Below are 15,491 nucleotides of genomic sequence, written 5' to 3'. Positions count from 1 at the left end.
CTCCGCTGAAATTCATCTGATGAATTGCCATGCCCAGTTACATGCTGATTGGAGGGTTGACGTTTATATCGGATTATTATCAAAGAACCTAGATCAAACGACGACATGGTCAGAAATGATTGAACATTAATATCTTTAAGAAATTAAAAATATTTTAATTAATTAATCCAATCTAATATTTTCTTAAGGCTAAAATGCTACAGTAAGCAAAAATTTTATTTTAAGAGAAATAATGCGCAATTTAATAAAATTTTTGTCAGCTCTTGTTTTACTACCATTCACTTCAGCAGGAAGTGTGGCTCTCACGGTAGTCTTAGTGGCTTTTGCCGTTCTGCTCTTTCCACTGATTGTATTGGGTGCTGCTATCTATGCCAGTTCATGGCTAACGAATCAAATCACTTCCTGGCTTTTTCCCCTGGAAAGTCAAAATTTAAAAAATAATAACAATAATGATAATAAGAATACAAAATACATCATCGCCACTGCATCGCTTAATTTTCTTTTTACCCTTGTTCTAAGTCCGCCTGCAGCGGTTGTTTCAGCAATTATCGGCGCTTTTGTTTCTGTGTTAATGATACCAGCCCTCTCCATATATGGTGCTGTTGAGGGTGCGGAGAAAATTGCAAACTATGCAGTTCCAAAGTCAGGCAACAGCGAAGAAAAAAGTATTAGAGTAAATCACAGTTACAACAAAATACTAAATGGCTCCCCTCTGAATGATCAGCAGGACAGGGAATTTTCGGATGCGAATTTCCCACCCCCTTTTGCAAGAAAAACGATTCAAAGGGAACCCTCTTCCACCTTTTCAGAATATGTTCCCCCTTCACCCAATTCCCAATGAGATTAGATTGTGAGAGCCAGTGATGCGTCAGCATCGCTTGCTCTCAACAGGTTAATTAAACTGAGGCAGAGTTGGAGAAACGGTGCTGGTTTTGTTTTGTTCCCCAGTCGGGAAAATCCCAAAAGTAACTACCGCTTTAGCACTTCCAGGCAGATGAGTTGCTGTTTTCTTAATAGAGTGCTCGTCCTCAAGAGTGACTTGGTCGTTGCCGTCTGTAACCCTGATATGCAATCTTACATCTTTGTTGCACACGACAGGCTCAAGACGGACAAATTGCCCCGACAAATTAAAAGAACGGACGTATCGTTTTAATTCCTGTGAACCATTGGCTGTATTCGTCACTTCAAGTTGGCAAGAGAACAACTCTCTTTCGGCAGCCCAGTCTTGCAGCTTGCCTTTTTCTGATAGCGCAGCAATGAAATCGGGATTACTTGTCTCAATAACGCACGAAGCAAAAGCTTCGGCCACTTCCACTAAAATCTCAGGGGCACTTACGTCATAAAGGATGAAAAAAAACTTGTTTCGGGCAGCAATCAAAGGCGAATCTTTTATTGATGCAACCAGAGAATTGAGTGAGCGCTCACAGTTTAGTCCCGCAGCTCCCTCCATGGTGTCTTCCCCATCTGTAAACAATAAGACGTTGTTATGATTAGCAGACTGCATCAAGTATTCTAGCTTGTTTAGAGAGGTAGCATAAAGATGGGTAAGCCCATCAGCACCCAAAGCATTAACGTGCTCACACAATTGCCCAAAGTTCTCTCTGCGATAGTTGCCGATCGGTTTGCAGGTAGTATTAAACTCGACTAGATCAAGCCTGGCTTCAGGTTCAAAATGGAATAAAGCTTCTGAAAATTCTGTGACTGATTTCTTCAGTATCTTTAATTTTTCTCCAGCCATGCTGCCGCTGGTATCCAACACAAAATGATAAGTTGGCGGTGTGATGGCTTGTGGAACAAGCATATAAGGAGTCACTTCAACTTCATCTTCGCTTATTGGTTTTTGTGCATAAAAGATTTTTTTATTTTCGAACAATTGAGAGTGAACAAGCAATAAAGGATTTCCAGCGTCAATTAAAATGATTTCTTCTTTGTGATCTTTTAGAAATTCCTTAATGTTGAATTTAATTTTGTCATCTTCAATCTGAAGATATTTATAATTCAAGCAACGAAATATTGAAGCGTAGGCTGGTTGGGGCAACGGAATTTCAAAGCATTCCTGGTGCTCATCCAATTGATAGTCAAACTTTGACATGAGTAGCACGTTAAATATAGCCAGACAGGCATTTTTATGAATTGCCAGGTTTTCGACATCTTGACAGCTAGCCTCGGCAATGCTCTCCCTAATCAAATCAGCCATTGACGTCTGTCGAAGAGCAGGATTAAAGTCATCTTTTTGCAATATATTTTGCAAATCTTTGGCAAAGCTTTTAGCGTCGGATAATTGATTCGTCCTCAAAATAATCCTTTCATTGTGGCAGGCCACTGTGCTCTCATGCACATCAATACCCAAGGCCTGCAACAGCTCCTTCATATTTTTGCTGCGCAAGGCATTATTGATAAGATGCTTCATAAACTCTCCCTTTGTTAAATTAAATGCAACTATGCAGGGGAATAATACACAGAAATAAAATCCTAACCTAGAAGTCTATAATGTGGCTTATGTGGTGAAAACAAGAATGTGGTACAATGGCGTTTTGAGTTTCGTTATATTCCATGCATTTTTTCAAAATTCTTGCTCTATCCGTCGGTGTTTGTTGGAATTTGCTTGCCTTTGCCAGTGTTGATCAATATTTCAATGCCATCAAAACCGAACCGAATGCTTTATATGCCTTCCTGAAAAAAATGCCCAAAGGTGGTGAACTTCATTACCACTTGGCAGGAGGAGCTTATCCTGAGCATATGTTGGCCATTGCTGCCCGAGAGCATTACTGCCTTGATAAACAAACGCTAGCGGTTAGCAAAATAATTGAACATTGTAACGGCCTTGAAGTGAAGGAAATCGCTCAATACCAACAAATTTACGATAAAACCATTGCCGCTTGGTCCATGAAAAACTTCATTGCTGGTGCAGAATCAAGCCACGACCATTTTTTTAATACCTTTGATAAATTTATACCCATAGTAACGGCATACAGTCCTGAACTGTTGGCTGAAGTCATGCAAAGGGCTGCAGCTCAACATGAGCAATATCTTGAAATTATGATTTTACCTGACGATGCCCACTCCATATCCTTCGGCACCCCCGATTTGTTGAGCAAGAATTTTGCCACTGCAAAGAATGAATTGTTGGCCAATAAGGACTTTCAGAGAAACATTGATTTTTCCATCAAGGAAGCGCAAGCCCTATTGCAAAAGGCCAGGAAAAATTTAGGCTGTGATAATGATAACCGACAAGGCGCTTGCCAATTAACAGTAAAATTCCAGTATTATATCTTGCGCGAGCAGCCTCTGGAAAAAGTGTTTGCCCAAGCTCTAACAGCTTTTGCTGCCGCAGCACGGTCAACGGATATCGTAGGGATTAATCTGGTTCAAGCAGAAGATGGCTTCATTTCACTGCGTGATTATCGCAAACAAATGAGCATTATTAATTTCTTACACCACGCTTATCCATCCGTTCACATCAGCTTGCATGCCGGCGAATTGAATCAAGAATTGGTTGCACCCTGGGATTTGAATTTTCATATTCAGGAAGCGATTAACCAAGGCCACGCCGAAAGAGTAGGTCATGGAACAGCCATTGCATTTGAAGAGAATGCCGAAGAGCTCTTAAAGAAGATGGCCGAACATGCCATCGCCGTTGAAATTAACCTAACCAGCAACCGCAAAATCCTTAATGTATATGGACAGAACCATCCCTTATCTTATTATTTAAAACATCAAGTTCCTGTTGTTTTATCCACGGATGATGAGGGGGTATTGCGAACGGATTTAACTCGCGAATATCAAATTGCCGTTTTGGAGCATCATGTGGATTACCCCACTTTAAAGCAAATTAGTCGTAATGCCCTAACTTACAGCTTCCTTCCCGGCAAAAGCCTGTGGGCCCAACCCAGTCAAGCAAAACTGGTTCCCGAATGCCAAGACCTGGATAGCAGCAGTTGCAAACAGTTCCTTGCACAAAATGCAAAGGCGAAATTGCAATGGCAACTGGAACAGCAATTTCATCAGTTCGAAGCCCAATATTAATTTAAGTTCAACACGTTGTACCTGAAACTCTGTCATGTACAACGTGAGCACACATGATATTAAAATCGACATTTTATGGAATGGTCATTCTCTTCATGTTCCTCAGGTTCGATGAAGACAAAATCATCAAACAAATCATCCATTTTAATTGTCTCAGAGTAAACCGGACTGGTTGCGTTTAAATTGGGTGTGGCTGACCCAGAAATTCCTTTTGAAACATCCTTTTGAGAAGTTGGCTCTGGGCTTTGCAACTGCAATCCTTGACCAATTTTAGCTAATTCACTGTCCATAAAATCAACCATTCGATGCGAAGACATTATGGACAAATGAGTGTGTCTATCAAACAAAATTCGCGACTCAGGATGTTTATCTACATAGTCTTTTACATAAGCATACTCCGGTGGAACAATGCCATCCTCTTCGGCACCAATAAAGCAATAGTAAAGACTAGAATTGCCTATGTCCTCGTTTAACTTTTGCAAAAAAGGGCTATTAGGTTCCATTTGCCTGACTGAGGTTGACACAGAAGACAATGGTTCCATGGCTAAGGGTGAGCCATTGAAAGGCGCACAGATGGGAAAAAGTGCATGAACTCTAATGCCAGCACTCTCGGTCCGATACTCTGCTGCCTCTGAAATAATTAAGCCCCCTCGTGAATGGCCCATTAAAATCACATCTTTATGACCATAAGCTTTAATTTTGTCTATTAATTGTTGCGAAAAAAAACGAATCCCCTTTCCTTGGTAGCGGTGATTAAAGGCGACAATATATACAGTGGATATATAGTCGGCTAAGCCTTTTTTAAGTAAGCGCTCCACAATACGCATAAAGGAACCAGGTTGATCCGCCGTACCTGGCACACAGACCAACACTATCCCGCCATTTGGGTGTGCATCCGCTTTAAAGTTAGGGTTTTTGTAAACGATGTCATTCCAACCCAGTGTTGTGAGCCAATAATAGGAATGGGCGATTGCACCGGTGATGCTAACCGGCTGATTTTCCTGTATGTATTTAAAAAAATTCATGGCACCTCCATTTCACCATTAGAAAATTTGAACAGAAATTTACTTGCTGTGTTTAGTTTAGTGAAGATCAAGGGGGGATTACAGAATTAGTTTTAAGAATGTTTGTACTATTCTGGGCTAGTCTATTCTAGCCCAGAATAGTTGGGAGTTTAATGGGCATGTCAAACCAAAAGCTAGACCTCAAAAGGGTCTCGCAAAATAATGGTTGAGTCACGCTCAGGTCCTGTGGAAAGCATATCAACCGGCACGCCTAGCAATTGCTCAATGCGCTTGATGTATGCGATTGCATTGGCGGGCAATTTCTTAATGTCAGTAATGTCAGCGGTAGATTCGGACCAGCCAGGCATCTCTTCGTAAACAGGCTCAAGCCCCTCAAAGTCTTCTGCTGCCTGTGGCGGATGAGAAATCAACTGCCCTTCAGCATTGCGATAGGCAACTGCAATTTTAACAGTGACCAAGCCATCCAAAACATCCAGTTTCGTCATGCATAGACCGGTAATGCTATTGAGCTCAATAGAACGTCTCAACAGAACCGCATCAAACCAACCACAACGTCTTGGGCGTCCAGTAACAGCACCAAATTCATTGCCACGAGTGGCCAAACCTTTACCGATTTCATCATGGAGTTCAGTAGGAAAAGGGCCACCACCCACGCGCGTGGTATAAGCCTTCGTGATCCCCAGAATATAATCCAAGTATCTTGGGCCAAATCCAGCGCCATTAACAACACTTCCTACGCAAGTATTGGATGAGGTAACAAAAGGATAGGTACCATGATCGATGTCGAGATAAACTCCTTGGGCCCCTTCAAATAGAATAAGATCGCCTTTTTCTCGATGCTCGTGCAAGCAGCTTGTGACATCGCAAATCATGTCTCTTAATTCCTCTGCCCAACTCTTAGAATCATCCAGGATTTGTTGCAGTTCGACTTCAGGTTGATGATAGTATTCGCGCAGCAGAAAATTATGATATTGGAGCAATTCCTGCAATTTGTCCTGAAACCGTTCGGGATTGAGCAAGTCCTTTACTTTAATCGCCCTTCTGGCCACTTTATCTTCATAAGCCGGTCCAATGCCACGGCCTGTAGTACCAATTGCCGAGCTCCCTTTTTGACTCTCGCGCGCTTTATCAAGAGCGACATGCGAGGGTAAAATGAGTGGACAAGCCTGACTGATGCGCAAACGACTGCGCACATCAATGCCTTTATTTTCCAACTCTTTAATTTCATCAAGCAAGGCTTGTGCTGATAAAACCACGCCATTGGCAATGTAACAGTGGACATGGGGTCTCAACATGCCTGAAGGAATTAGACGCAACACGGTCTTTTCGCCCTTGATCTTTAGGGTATGTCCGGCGTTATGCCCACCCTGGTAACGAACCACCACCTGTGCATCATGAGTTAACAAATCAACTATTTTACCTTTACCTTCGTCACCCCATTGGGTGCCGATCACGACTACATTTTTACCCATAATGGACTCTTACTCTGCAAATTGATGAACAATGGTGAGAAGAATAACTCCCACCGACATGCTGATAAACCCGGTTATACGCAATACTTTCTCATCCAGTCCAATAAACTTGCGCAACATTTGCTTCCATTTCACGGGTGAAGAAAATGGCATTAATCCCTCAAACACAAGCAATAAAGCTAATGCTTCGAGGAAAGCAATCACCACAACAACCTCCAATAAAAAAGGGTTAAGCGTGCTTAACCCCGTTTCGACAAAATTAAATATTATAAAGGTTTTTTCAGGCCAGTGCCATTAAGTTTTACCAGACCACTGCGGAAATAATCAAAAAATGCGCTGCTTTGGTCTAATACAAGAATCGATTGCTTATTATTAAAACTGGCTTCATAAGCTTTCAAACTGCGGTAAAAGGCAAAAAAGTCTGGATTTTGGTTAAAAGCATCGGCATAAATTTTAGCCGCTTCCGCCTGTCCGCCAGCTCTAATTTGTTGGCCTTGACTTTGCGCCTGGGCCAGCAACACAGTGACCTCTGCGTCAGCCGCTGCCCTAACCGCCTCGGCTGCCGCATTTCCATCCGCCCGATGGCTATTCGCGATTCTTTGCATATTGGCCCGCATGAACTGGAAAATATTATTGCTGGTATTTTCAGGGAATTCCAGACCCTTGATTCGCACATCAATAATGCGAATTCCCAATTGAGCGGCTTGTTCCTGTGCTTTATCCCGCAATTTTTCGGTGACGTCATCGCGGCTGCCTGACACCTCTGAAATAACCCGTTTACCAATTTCGGCGCGCAGGTATGTATTCAGCTGTTGCTCAAGCAGAGTTTCTGCTTTGAACTCATTCCCGCCTGTTGACTTATAATATTGTGCCAAATCATCAATTTTCCATTTGACATAATACCCCACAATAATGTCCTTCTTCTCCTTGGTTACAATACGTGAGGACTTAATGTCTAAGGTTTGTATACGCGTATCAAATATGCGGACGTTTTCAATAAAGGGGGTTTTCACATGAAGGCCAGGCCCCAAAATTTTTACCTTTTTCGTATCACTCTCAAGAACAAGCCGTCCTAAACGGAGCAAAATGCCGTGCTGACCTTGCGTGATGGTAAAAACACTTGCAAAGAGGATAATCAGAATAACAAACCCAAGAATGGCTAAAGTGGTTTTTGTTGCATTCATTAGTCATTCCCTCCAGATTGATAGGTGCGTCTGCGAGTTGTTCTATCTCCCACTATCGAATTCTCATTGCTCGCCGTATTCTGATCTTTTTTGCCTGCCGCCTGCATTGCTGGGGACTCAATGGGTTTCGTACCCAGTAATTTCTCCAGAGGCAGATAGAGTAAATTCCCAGACTTATTATCAACGATAATTTTGCTGCTTTTACTCAATACTTGTTGCATGCTTTCCAAATACATCCGCTCAGAAGTCACCGCAGGAGCCAGGGTATATTGTGGAAGCAGAGCCAAAAACTCCGCAACCTCACCTTTAGCTCGTAAAATCACTTGTTGAGCATGGGCGCGAGCCTCTTGCAATATGCGTTTGGCATTCCCCTGGGCTATGGGAACAACACGGGCCTGGTATGCCAAGGCTTGCTCCTTAAACCGCTTTTCATCCTCTCGGGCCTTCATCGCATCATCAAAGGCATCCTGCACATCTTCAGGCGCGCGGGCGGGCTGTGGTGAAACATTCACAATTACAATTCCTGTTTTATAACGATCCAGGGTCTTTGTTAACGTATCCTGAACATTGTTGCCCCAAGCTTCCCGACCCTCAGTAATGATTTGATCAAATGTGGTGGTGCCAATCACTTGCCTTAAAGCGCTTGAAGTGGCTTGCTGTAAGCTTTCCTCAGGATTAGCTACATTAAAAAGATAGTTTTCAAGATCGCCGATTCGATACTGTACAATCACTGAAACAGAAACCAGGTTCTCATCTTTTGTCAGCATTTGCCCTGTATAAGAGTAGTGAGAAACGCGATCAACATCCTGGACAATTTTGGATTCGATAATTCGGGGAATCCAATGGGGGCCTGGACCTACTGTTTCAACGTACTTTCCGAAGCGAAGTATGACGGCCTGTTCAGCAGGATCCACAATGAAAATTCCAGATAAAACCCATAGAATAAACACAATCAGCACAGCCATTGAAATTAAAAAGCCAGCATTTTTCTTGTTAGAGGTTTCTTTGTCAGGCTTATTAGAACCGCCAAAAAAAGTTCTTTTCAATTTTTCCTGAAAGCGTTTCAATGCCTCATCCAAATCAGGTGGCTGATTTTTACCACTCCATGGATCTTTGCCTTTATCTGGCTCATTCCATCCCATCTATCTCTCCCGCCTACAAAAAATAGAATTCTATGGGGTCTAATCGCTTTAAGCAAGATAAGACGGGAGAGCAAATTGGTTATTACTTATGAAAATCCAGATGAATTTCAGTAGAACTGGTCATCTCATGGACAATTCTTGCGGTTCGTGACTTCGGATTTAAGTCAGCATAAGCCTTGACACTTTCCCAATTTGTTACCTGCCCTTGGCTTACATTGTGAAGCATCCCACTCCAGCGATTAAAAAATGTAACGGATTTAAGCGCATCTTGATAACGTTTCAGAAATTCAGCAAACAGAAGCTCATTTTCTTCAAATTGTTCTTCGGCTTCACCCTTGATGACGGCCAATTCTGCATCTTCTTGTTTAAGCGCAGGCCTGGGAGGTACCAGGGTTTCCATTTCAAAAGCCAAATCATCTGCTATGCCAAATAACTGTTTGAATGATTGTTCCCAAGAGTTTTTTGCATACATAATGCTGTGTAATGGATCCAGTTTGTTATGGCAACGACGCAAGAATGAAGCCGCATAGCTTGGTGATTTTTGACTGTAGCTTTTAATCTCTTTGAATAATTCTTTGCGGTAACCCATAAGCAGCGAAGAGAGTGAAGGATTATCCGGTGCTTCTACGCCATGGCAAAGCAACATGGCGATGCCACGAATGGCTTGTTTGCTTGTTTTTTTATCACGTAATTGCAAACATAAGACATCAATAGCTGTTTGCCCAGAACTGTTTTTTGAATTTAAAAATTGTCTCTTTTCTTCTTCACTTTTAAATTGTTGCAAATTATTCAGGATAATTTCGATAATTTCTATATGGCCTTTGCGTGCAGCCAACAACAATGAATTTTCTTTTGATGGGTAATAGAGGTTATCGAGTTGGGCACCGGCTTGGATCAATTGCGCAACACCACCTATGAAATTGCTAATAATTGCCTGATGTAAGGGTTGAATTTGAGGGGCATCCATTTCAGGTTTAATTGGACTTGGCTGATTAACATTCATACCCAATTTAATGCAACGAGCGAGGAGTTCGATTTCAGCCACATAAATCAGCCGATAAACTAGACTTTTCCCCTCCACGTCACGGGCGTTCAGATTGAGTGTTGCATTGCCCTCCTCCTTGTTTTCTGCCCGCGAATGAAGCAATAGTGCGGCTATATCCTTTTTTTTAAGTTTAAGCGCTAAATGAACAGGTTGATTTAAATTCAAATCGACTTCCTTCTCCAAAAGCCATTGAATTTGTTTTTGTAAATTCAACTCTTCTGAATGACGCTCAATTAGATAGTCTAAAACTGTCTGAGGCTTGCCTGTGGCGGAAATAAAAAAATTCCTTAGTACATCGGGATCGGTCTTAAGTTCTTCTTCAATTAAATGAGTAAATTCTTCATAATTTTCAAGCACCTGATTTATTTTTTTAATTATATCCATGGTGATTTGATTCTCCCCAAAGTTTAAGTAGTGGCTGCAGAAAAGTCATTTTACATATTGGATAATTGAAGATCAAAAACTCCTTCAATTACTCATTTGAACTTAAACCGCAGATTATTCTGCGGTTTCATTGTGACAACAACGTCGTTATTGCTTTTTAAAAATTAAATCCCAGACACCGTGGCCTAATTTACAGCCCCGCTGCTCAAATTTTGTAAGAGGGCGATGTGCTGGCCGCGGGGAAAATCCGCTTTCGACCGTATTGTGCAATTGAGGCTCTGCTGATAATACACTAAGCATGTGCTCTGCATACTCTTGCCAATCGGTCGCACAATGCACAAAGCCACCCGGCTTCAGTTTTTGCGTCAGTAAACGTATGAAATCAGCTTGTATCAAACGACGTTTATGATGTTTTTTCTTAGGCCAGGGATCGGGGAAAAAAATTTGAATACCAGCCAGTGAATGATCTGGGATGCAGTTCTTAAACACTTCAACAGCGTCATGGGATGCAATAGCGACATTATCAATGCCCTGCTCATGCAAGTCCGCAGCCAGGCTCCCCACTCCGGCACGATGCACTTCAATCCCGATGAAATCACAATCAGGCTGCCCTTTTGCCATGAGCAACAACGAGTGTCCCATGCCAAAACCAATTTCAACAATCACATCAGCTTTGCGTTTAAAAATTTGCTCAAAATCCCACAATCCATTGTCCGAGGGAAGCTCAAATTCTTTTAACCAACAGTCCAAGGCCTGTTGCTGACGATTGCTGATGCGCCCACCGCGCATAACAAAACTTTTAATCGTTCTCATCGATTTGACTCTGAATTTAATGGCTGGGGATTATAACGCTTACTGACAAGTTTGTGATCATATGATAAGCTAAAGAAGTTTATTATTTTTGAATAAAGACTCTCTTTGGCCAGCTACAAACTTTAAAGCATTGCATATTGAGTCTTTTTTTGCTATAAAACCGCTCTTGTATTTTACACCCGGCCAATTCGCCTGGCGAATGCCTTGAATTTATACAAAGCTGAATTAATTATCGAACATCCTGGAGTCACGTCATGTCAAGAGTATGTCAGGTTACTGGCAAACGACCCACAACGGGTCACAATGTGTCGCATGCCAATAATAAGACCAAGCGACGCTTTTTGCCAAATATTCAATCTCACCGTTTCTGGGTTGAGGAAGAAAACCGTTTTGTTTCGCTTCGAGTAAGCACTAAAGGTATGCGCATCATTGATAAGTTGGGCATTAAAGCTGTTCTGGAACAACTCAGAGCTAAAGGCGAAAAGGTCTAATTGAGAGGAAAACACCATGGCAGCTATCACCATTAAAATCAAATTAGAGTCTACTGCAGGAACTGGTTACTATTACACGTCAACCAAAAATCCTCGTGAAAATCCTGAAAAGCTGGAATTGAAAAAATATGATCCAGTCGTGCGCAAGCACGTTATCTTCAAAGAGAAGAAAATCAAGTAATTTCAAGGGGTCCTTTCAGGACCCTTTTATTTTATTCCCTCCGCTAATCTTGTTTATCCCCTCTAACACTAATCCACCCAAAATTTCAATGAGATAATTGATTGTCTTCTTCAGGACTCTAAAGTTTTTTTTCATGCAAGTTGAGTTCTTTGTGTTCTGTATTTGAGAGAGAATGTTGGCGAATCCAGAAGAATACTTTAATGCCTACTGGATAATACTTTTGAATCAGTTAAACTTAGGTAAAAAGAGGTGAATACAAGAGGATTTGAATGAAACCATCGTTGCAGCTGAATATCAGTCAACAACTAACTCTAACGCCACAACTTCAACAAGCGATCCGTCTACTTCAACTCTCAACTCTTGATCTTCAACAAGAAATACAACAAGTGGTTGAGTCAAATCCAATGCTTGAAATTTTACCTAGTGAAGAAAAAGAAGAATTGCGTTCGCAAGAATCCAAGCTTATGCAGGAAGAATTTAATGATTTCCAATGGGCACAATTGTATTCAAGCCAGCATAAACGCAGCAATTTTGAAGAATTAGATTTTAACTACGAGAATTTGTACTGCACAACAACCAATTTGCTCGATCATCTTCGTTGGCAACTTGATTTAACGCCCATGAGCGACGTTGATCGAGTGATTGCTACAGCCATCATTGATGCAATTGATGACGATGGTTTTTTAACCCTGTCACTTAATGAGTTGCATAGCAGTCTCGATAGTGAAGCTCACCCACTGGATTTTGAGGAAATCGAAGCCGTGCGTCATCGCGTACAGCATTTTGATCCAGTCGGCTGTGCCTCCATAAATTTAGCAGAGACATTATTAGTACAATTGGATCAGCTCCCAGACAGCAGTGGCGATATTGCTCTGGCCAAACGCATCATTCAAGAGGACATTGAACTGCTTGGGCAACATAATTATCGCCAACTTATGAAAAATTATCAGGTAAATGAGGCTACCCTGGATCGCATTTTACAAATCATTCAACGCCTTAACCCAAAGCCTGGCAGCCTAATTCAACAAAGCACCACGGAATACATTATTCCCGATGTGATTGTAAAGAAAATTGATGGCATATGGCAGGTGACATTAAATCAAAGCACATTGCCACGGCTTAGCATTAATAATCATTATGCTTCATTAATCCAACGGGCGGACAACAGTGCGGACAATCAATTCCTAAAGAACAATTTGCAAGAGGCACGTTGGTTTTTAAAAAGTATTCAAAGTCGGCAAGAGACTCTGCTCAAAGTTGCCCAGTCTATTGTCGAGTACCAAAAGGATTTTCTTGAGCACGGGGAAGAGGCCATGAAACCTCTTATCCTTAATGATGTAGCCCAAGCTTTAGACATGCATGAATCAACTATTTCCCGAGTAACCACACAAAAATTTATGCATACTCCACGAGGAGTTTTTGAATTAAAATATTTCTTCTCAAGTCACGTGGCCACTGCTAGTGGCGGCGAATGCTCATCCACTGCTATACGTGCTGTCATTAAAAAATTAATCGCTGCAGAAAATCGCAAAAAGCCTTTAAGTGACAGCAAAATTGCTCAACTGATTGGAGAGCAAGGTATCCAAGTGGCGCGACGCACCGTCGCTAAATACCGCGAAGCGATGGGAATAGCCCCATCGAATGAGCGAAAAACGATTCGTAGTTAGTTTTATAATAGGAGAAGTTTATGCAAATCAGTTTTACCGGCCATAATGTCGAGGTGACCCCTGCCCTCAAAGCCTTTACTGTCGAAAAATTTAATAAATTGGAAAGACATTTTGATAGAATTACTTCTATTCATGTTGTTTTTGATATTGAAAAATTAAGCCAAATTGCTGAAGCTTCCATTCAAGTGGCCAAGGGTGAACTGCATGCCCGTGCTGAATCTGATGACATGTATTCAGCCATTGATGCCCTGATTGATAAACTCGACAGACAATTAATTAAACACAAAGAAAAAATTCGTGAGCATCGCGAATAATTCTTTTCTCTTTCATAGAGGACAACAATCCCGGCTTGTCCTCTAATGCTTTGCTAGCCTTGTATCCGTACTGCAAGACAAGTTAAACTATAACGAGTTTACCTTGGTCTAAAATCATGCATCTTTCTGAAGTTCTTGATCCGGACAGGATATGCATTGATGGCAATTGTCAAAGCAAAACTTCTGTTCTCTTGAAAATAAGCCACATTTTAAGTCATAACGAGACGCATCTAAATTCGAATGATTTATTTGATGCTTACTGCAAGCGCGAACAATTAGGAAGTACCGCCATAGGACAAGGCATCATGATACCCCACATCCGTTGTGCTGAAATTACCAAACCTAAAGCCTGCTTCATTAAACTGGCAAGTCCAATCGATTTTGCAGCCCCAGACAAGCAGCCTGTTGATTTGATTATTGGCCTCATCGTTCCCAAGGATCACTTTGAGCAGCACTTGCAACTGCTAAATGGGATTGTTAAACAATTTAATGTGCCTGGTTTTCGAGAACAATGTCGAAAAACGCTGAACAAAGAGCAATTATTTAAATTAATATGCACAGACCAATTAAAAATAGAAAACCTGTGATTAGAAATTTAATCACAATCATTACAAGCGCTTAGTATGTCAATAGCCTCAATTCCTGACTTGCTAATTATTTCTTAAGGATTTTGCATTATAATTCAGCAAATTTTTTTTGGAGGCAGCGATGATCCTTAAAGTGATGCTGTTGGGGGCTCAAAATTCAGGCAAGACTCAGTTAATGCAACAATTGTGGGGCCATCCCTTCAAGACTGATTACAGAGAAACCATAGGAACAGACGTTCTCACCCTTAACGGGGAGCAAAATCATAAATTACAGCTTTGGGAAGTTGGGGGTAATGAGAGGTATCTTCCTTTACGTCCCATGTATATCAAAGGGGCACATATCATATGTTACTGCGTTGATTTATCGTCCGAAATTGATCTTACATTGATGCAGAGAGATCTTAAACAAGCCCTTTCCATTGAACCTGGCGCCCAAGTCATTCTCCTAGGAACTAAAGGCGACTGCTGCAAAAATTCCGAAGAAAAACTGGCCGCTGTTCATCTGGAAGGAATAACATTCCAACACAGAATGGTAACCTCCGCAAAAGATAGAGTTGGCGTGAATAGGGAAGACAACAGCTTGGTGCAAGTTTTATGGAAAACTCTTACAGCGCTTCTTCATCGAGTCGAAGTTCACACCCAACGTGTAAATTCCTTTCCTAAATCCTATCAGCAAATCTGGAGCCGACGCGGCGACCAAAGCAATGCCGTTCGCTTGTTGCTTAAGGATTACAGCAAAATCGCTCATGCTCCAGGATTTTTTGAGAGCCTGGCTTCCTCCGCTAAATTATTTTTTGCAGGTCGATGGAATCGCCATCATCATCAAGCCGTGCTAGCCACGTTCACTTTGAAAAATATTAATGCCAATACCGAGGAATTGCTTGAGGCTCTCAAAACTAATCTCATTGCTCAAGGCAACACCGTCAACCCTGAAGGCAGCCTGGCTAGAAGACTTGCTTTCATAGAACTGCAAACTGGCCACGGAATAAATATACAAGAATTGAATCAGACCATTCTCAACAACAAAGACCAAAAGTCCAGTTGTTGTTTCGGCTAATCCAGCAAACATTCAGGAGACTTTTAGCTCCTGAATGTTTCGTTCCAGGTAAAGTTCGCTTCTTTTCCCATTGCTGACATGAGCTAAAGCCTTGCTCATGAGT

At 41.6% G+C, this 15,491-nt stretch carries 16 protein-coding genes; 8 read left to right on the top strand and 8 right to left on the bottom strand.

Annotated elements, in window-relative coordinates; genetic code table 11:
• Window positions 1-232: 232 nt before the first annotated feature.
• The gene (locus EL203_RS02305) at window positions 233-841 is read left to right on the top strand and encodes a hypothetical protein (protein WP_058471107.1); all 609 of its coding nucleotides are present in this window, start codon (window positions 233-235) and stop codon (window positions 839-841) included.
• 51 nt (window positions 842-892) lie between these two features.
• On the opposite strand, the gene EL203_RS02300 is transcribed toward EL203_RS02305, so the two are convergent.
• A complete protein-coding gene (locus tag EL203_RS02300) occupies window positions 893-2,410 on the bottom strand; it encodes a VWA domain-containing protein (protein ID WP_058471108.1) in 1,518 nt (505 codons plus the stop codon).
• Between the two features lie 143 nt (window positions 2,411-2,553).
• Here EL203_RS02300 and EL203_RS02295 point away from each other — a divergent pair, with 143 nt between their 5' ends.
• Window positions 2,554-4,026: an adenosine deaminase family protein gene (locus EL203_RS02295; protein ID WP_058471109.1), complete on the top strand. Its 1,473-nt coding sequence runs from the start codon at window positions 2,554-2,556 to the stop codon at window positions 4,024-4,026.
• Window positions 4,027-4,085: 59 nt separating this feature from the next.
• Here the strand turns inward: EL203_RS02295 and EL203_RS02290 are convergent, their stop codons facing one another.
• From EL203_RS02290 to trmB, 7 genes are all read right to left on the bottom strand, one after another.
• Window positions 4,086-5,051, bottom strand: a complete 966-nt coding sequence (locus EL203_RS02290) for an alpha/beta hydrolase (protein WP_058471110.1) — start codon at window positions 5,049-5,051, stop codon at window positions 4,086-4,088.
• A 173-nt stretch (window positions 5,052-5,224) separates the two neighbouring features.
• A complete protein-coding gene (locus tag EL203_RS02285; RefSeq protein WP_058471111.1) occupies window positions 5,225-6,523 on the bottom strand; it encodes an adenylosuccinate synthase in 1,299 nt (432 codons plus the stop codon).
• A gap of 9 nt (window positions 6,524-6,532) precedes the next feature.
• A complete protein-coding gene (locus EL203_RS02280) occupies window positions 6,533-6,730 on the bottom strand; it encodes a DUF2065 domain-containing protein (protein WP_058471112.1) in 198 nt (65 codons plus the stop codon).
• A 59-nt stretch (window positions 6,731-6,789) separates the two neighbouring features.
• Window positions 6,790-7,707, bottom strand: coding sequence for a protease modulator HflC (hflC, locus tag EL203_RS02275; protein WP_058471113.1), 918 nt, complete (start codon window positions 7,705-7,707; stop codon window positions 6,790-6,792).
• Window positions 7,707-8,849, bottom strand: coding sequence for an FtsH protease activity modulator HflK (gene hflK, locus EL203_RS02270; protein ID WP_058471114.1), 1,143 nt, complete (start codon window positions 8,847-8,849; stop codon window positions 7,707-7,709). The genes hflC and hflK overlap by 1 nt, the downstream gene beginning before the upstream one ends.
• An 82-nt stretch (window positions 8,850-8,931) precedes the next feature.
• Window positions 8,932-10,278: a Dot/Icm T4SS effector AnkC/LegA12 gene (gene ankC / locus EL203_RS02265; protein WP_058471115.1), complete on the bottom strand. Its 1,347-nt coding sequence runs from the start codon at window positions 10,276-10,278 to the stop codon at window positions 8,932-8,934.
• 147 nt (window positions 10,279-10,425) lie between these two features.
• A complete protein-coding gene (gene trmB, locus EL203_RS02260) occupies window positions 10,426-11,091 on the bottom strand; it encodes a tRNA (guanosine(46)-N7)-methyltransferase TrmB (protein ID WP_058471116.1) in 666 nt (221 codons plus the stop codon).
• 254 nt (window positions 11,092-11,345) lie between these two features.
• On the opposite strand from trmB, the gene rpmB reads away from it, so the two are divergent.
• The 6 genes from rpmB to EL203_RS02230 all read left to right on the top strand — a co-directional run bounded on the left by rpmB (window position 11,346) and on the right by EL203_RS02230 (window position 15,388).
• Window positions 11,346-11,582 carry a 50S ribosomal protein L28 gene (gene rpmB, locus EL203_RS02255; RefSeq protein ID WP_058471117.1) on the top strand — a complete coding sequence of 79 codons (237 nt, stop codon included), beginning with the start codon at window positions 11,346-11,348 and terminating at the stop codon, window positions 11,580-11,582.
• A gap of 16 nt (window positions 11,583-11,598) precedes the next feature.
• A complete protein-coding gene (gene rpmG / locus EL203_RS02250; protein ID WP_058471118.1) occupies window positions 11,599-11,763 on the top strand; it encodes a 50S ribosomal protein L33 in 165 nt (54 codons plus the stop codon).
• 269 nt (window positions 11,764-12,032) lie between these two features.
• On the top strand, window positions 12,033-13,430 hold the full coding sequence (locus EL203_RS02245) for an RNA polymerase factor sigma-54 (RefSeq protein WP_058471119.1): 1,398 nt from the start codon (window positions 12,033-12,035) through the stop codon (window positions 13,428-13,430).
• A 20-nt stretch (window positions 13,431-13,450) separates the two neighbouring features.
• A complete protein-coding gene (gene hpf / locus EL203_RS02240) occupies window positions 13,451-13,744 on the top strand; it encodes a ribosome hibernation-promoting factor, HPF/YfiA family (RefSeq protein WP_058471120.1) in 294 nt (97 codons plus the stop codon).
• Window positions 13,745-13,860: 116 nt separating this feature from the next.
• Window positions 13,861-14,331 carry a PTS sugar transporter subunit IIA gene (locus tag EL203_RS02235; protein ID WP_058471121.1) on the top strand — a complete coding sequence of 157 codons (471 nt, stop codon included), beginning with the start codon at window positions 13,861-13,863 and terminating at the stop codon, window positions 14,329-14,331.
• A gap of 121 nt (window positions 14,332-14,452) precedes the next feature.
• Window positions 14,453-15,388: a DUF5617 domain-containing protein gene (locus tag EL203_RS02230; RefSeq protein WP_064108422.1), complete on the top strand. Its 936-nt coding sequence runs from the start codon at window positions 14,453-14,455 to the stop codon at window positions 15,386-15,388.
• The last annotated feature ends 103 nt before the right edge of the window (window positions 15,389-15,491 follow it).

This window comes from Legionella jordanis (assembly GCF_900637635.1).
GTDB classification, from domain to species: Bacteria; Pseudomonadota; Gammaproteobacteria; order Legionellales; family Legionellaceae; genus Tatlockia; species Tatlockia jordanis.
The sequence above is the reverse complement of the archived record's forward strand: the minus strand, read 5'-3'. Positions and strand labels throughout refer to the sequence as shown.

Excerpts from the sequence above, each read along its gene's own strand:
- EL203_RS02305 (WP_058471107.1), top strand. The coding sequence starts at position 233 with ATGCGCAATTTAATAAAATTTTTGTCAGCTCTTGTTTTACTACCATTC.
- EL203_RS02300 (WP_058471108.1), bottom strand. The coding sequence starts at position 2,410 with ATGAAGCATCTTATCAATAATGCCTTGCGCAGCAAAAATATGAAGGAG.
- EL203_RS02295 (WP_058471109.1), top strand. The coding sequence starts at position 2,554 with ATGCATTTTTTCAAAATTCTTGCTCTATCCGTCGGTGTTTGTTGGAAT.
- EL203_RS02290 (WP_058471110.1), bottom strand. The coding sequence starts at position 5,051 with ATGAATTTTTTTAAATACATACAGGAAAATCAGCCGGTTAGCATCACC.
- EL203_RS02285 (WP_058471111.1), bottom strand. The coding sequence starts at position 6,523 with ATGGGTAAAAATGTAGTCGTGATCGGCACCCAATGGGGTGACGAAGGT.
- hflC (WP_058471113.1), bottom strand. The coding sequence starts at position 7,707 with ATGAATGCAACAAAAACCACTTTAGCCATTCTTGGGTTTGTTATTCTG.
- hflK (WP_058471114.1), bottom strand. The coding sequence starts at position 8,849 with ATGGGATGGAATGAGCCAGATAAAGGCAAAGATCCATGGAGTGGTAAA.
- ankC (WP_058471115.1), bottom strand. The coding sequence starts at position 10,278 with ATGGATATAATTAAAAAAATAAATCAGGTGCTTGAAAATTATGAAGAA.
- trmB (WP_058471116.1), bottom strand. The coding sequence starts at position 11,091 with ATGAGAACGATTAAAAGTTTTGTTATGCGCGGTGGGCGCATCAGCAAT.
- rpmB (WP_058471117.1), top strand. The coding sequence starts at position 11,346 with ATGTCAAGAGTATGTCAGGTTACTGGCAAACGACCCACAACGGGTCAC.
- rpmG (WP_058471118.1), top strand. The coding sequence starts at position 11,599 with ATGGCAGCTATCACCATTAAAATCAAATTAGAGTCTACTGCAGGAACT.
- EL203_RS02245 (WP_058471119.1), top strand. The coding sequence starts at position 12,033 with ATGAAACCATCGTTGCAGCTGAATATCAGTCAACAACTAACTCTAACG.
- hpf (WP_058471120.1), top strand. The coding sequence starts at position 13,451 with ATGCAAATCAGTTTTACCGGCCATAATGTCGAGGTGACCCCTGCCCTC.
- EL203_RS02235 (WP_058471121.1), top strand. The coding sequence starts at position 13,861 with ATGCATCTTTCTGAAGTTCTTGATCCGGACAGGATATGCATTGATGGC.
- EL203_RS02230 (WP_064108422.1), top strand. The coding sequence starts at position 14,453 with ATGATCCTTAAAGTGATGCTGTTGGGGGCTCAAAATTCAGGCAAGACT.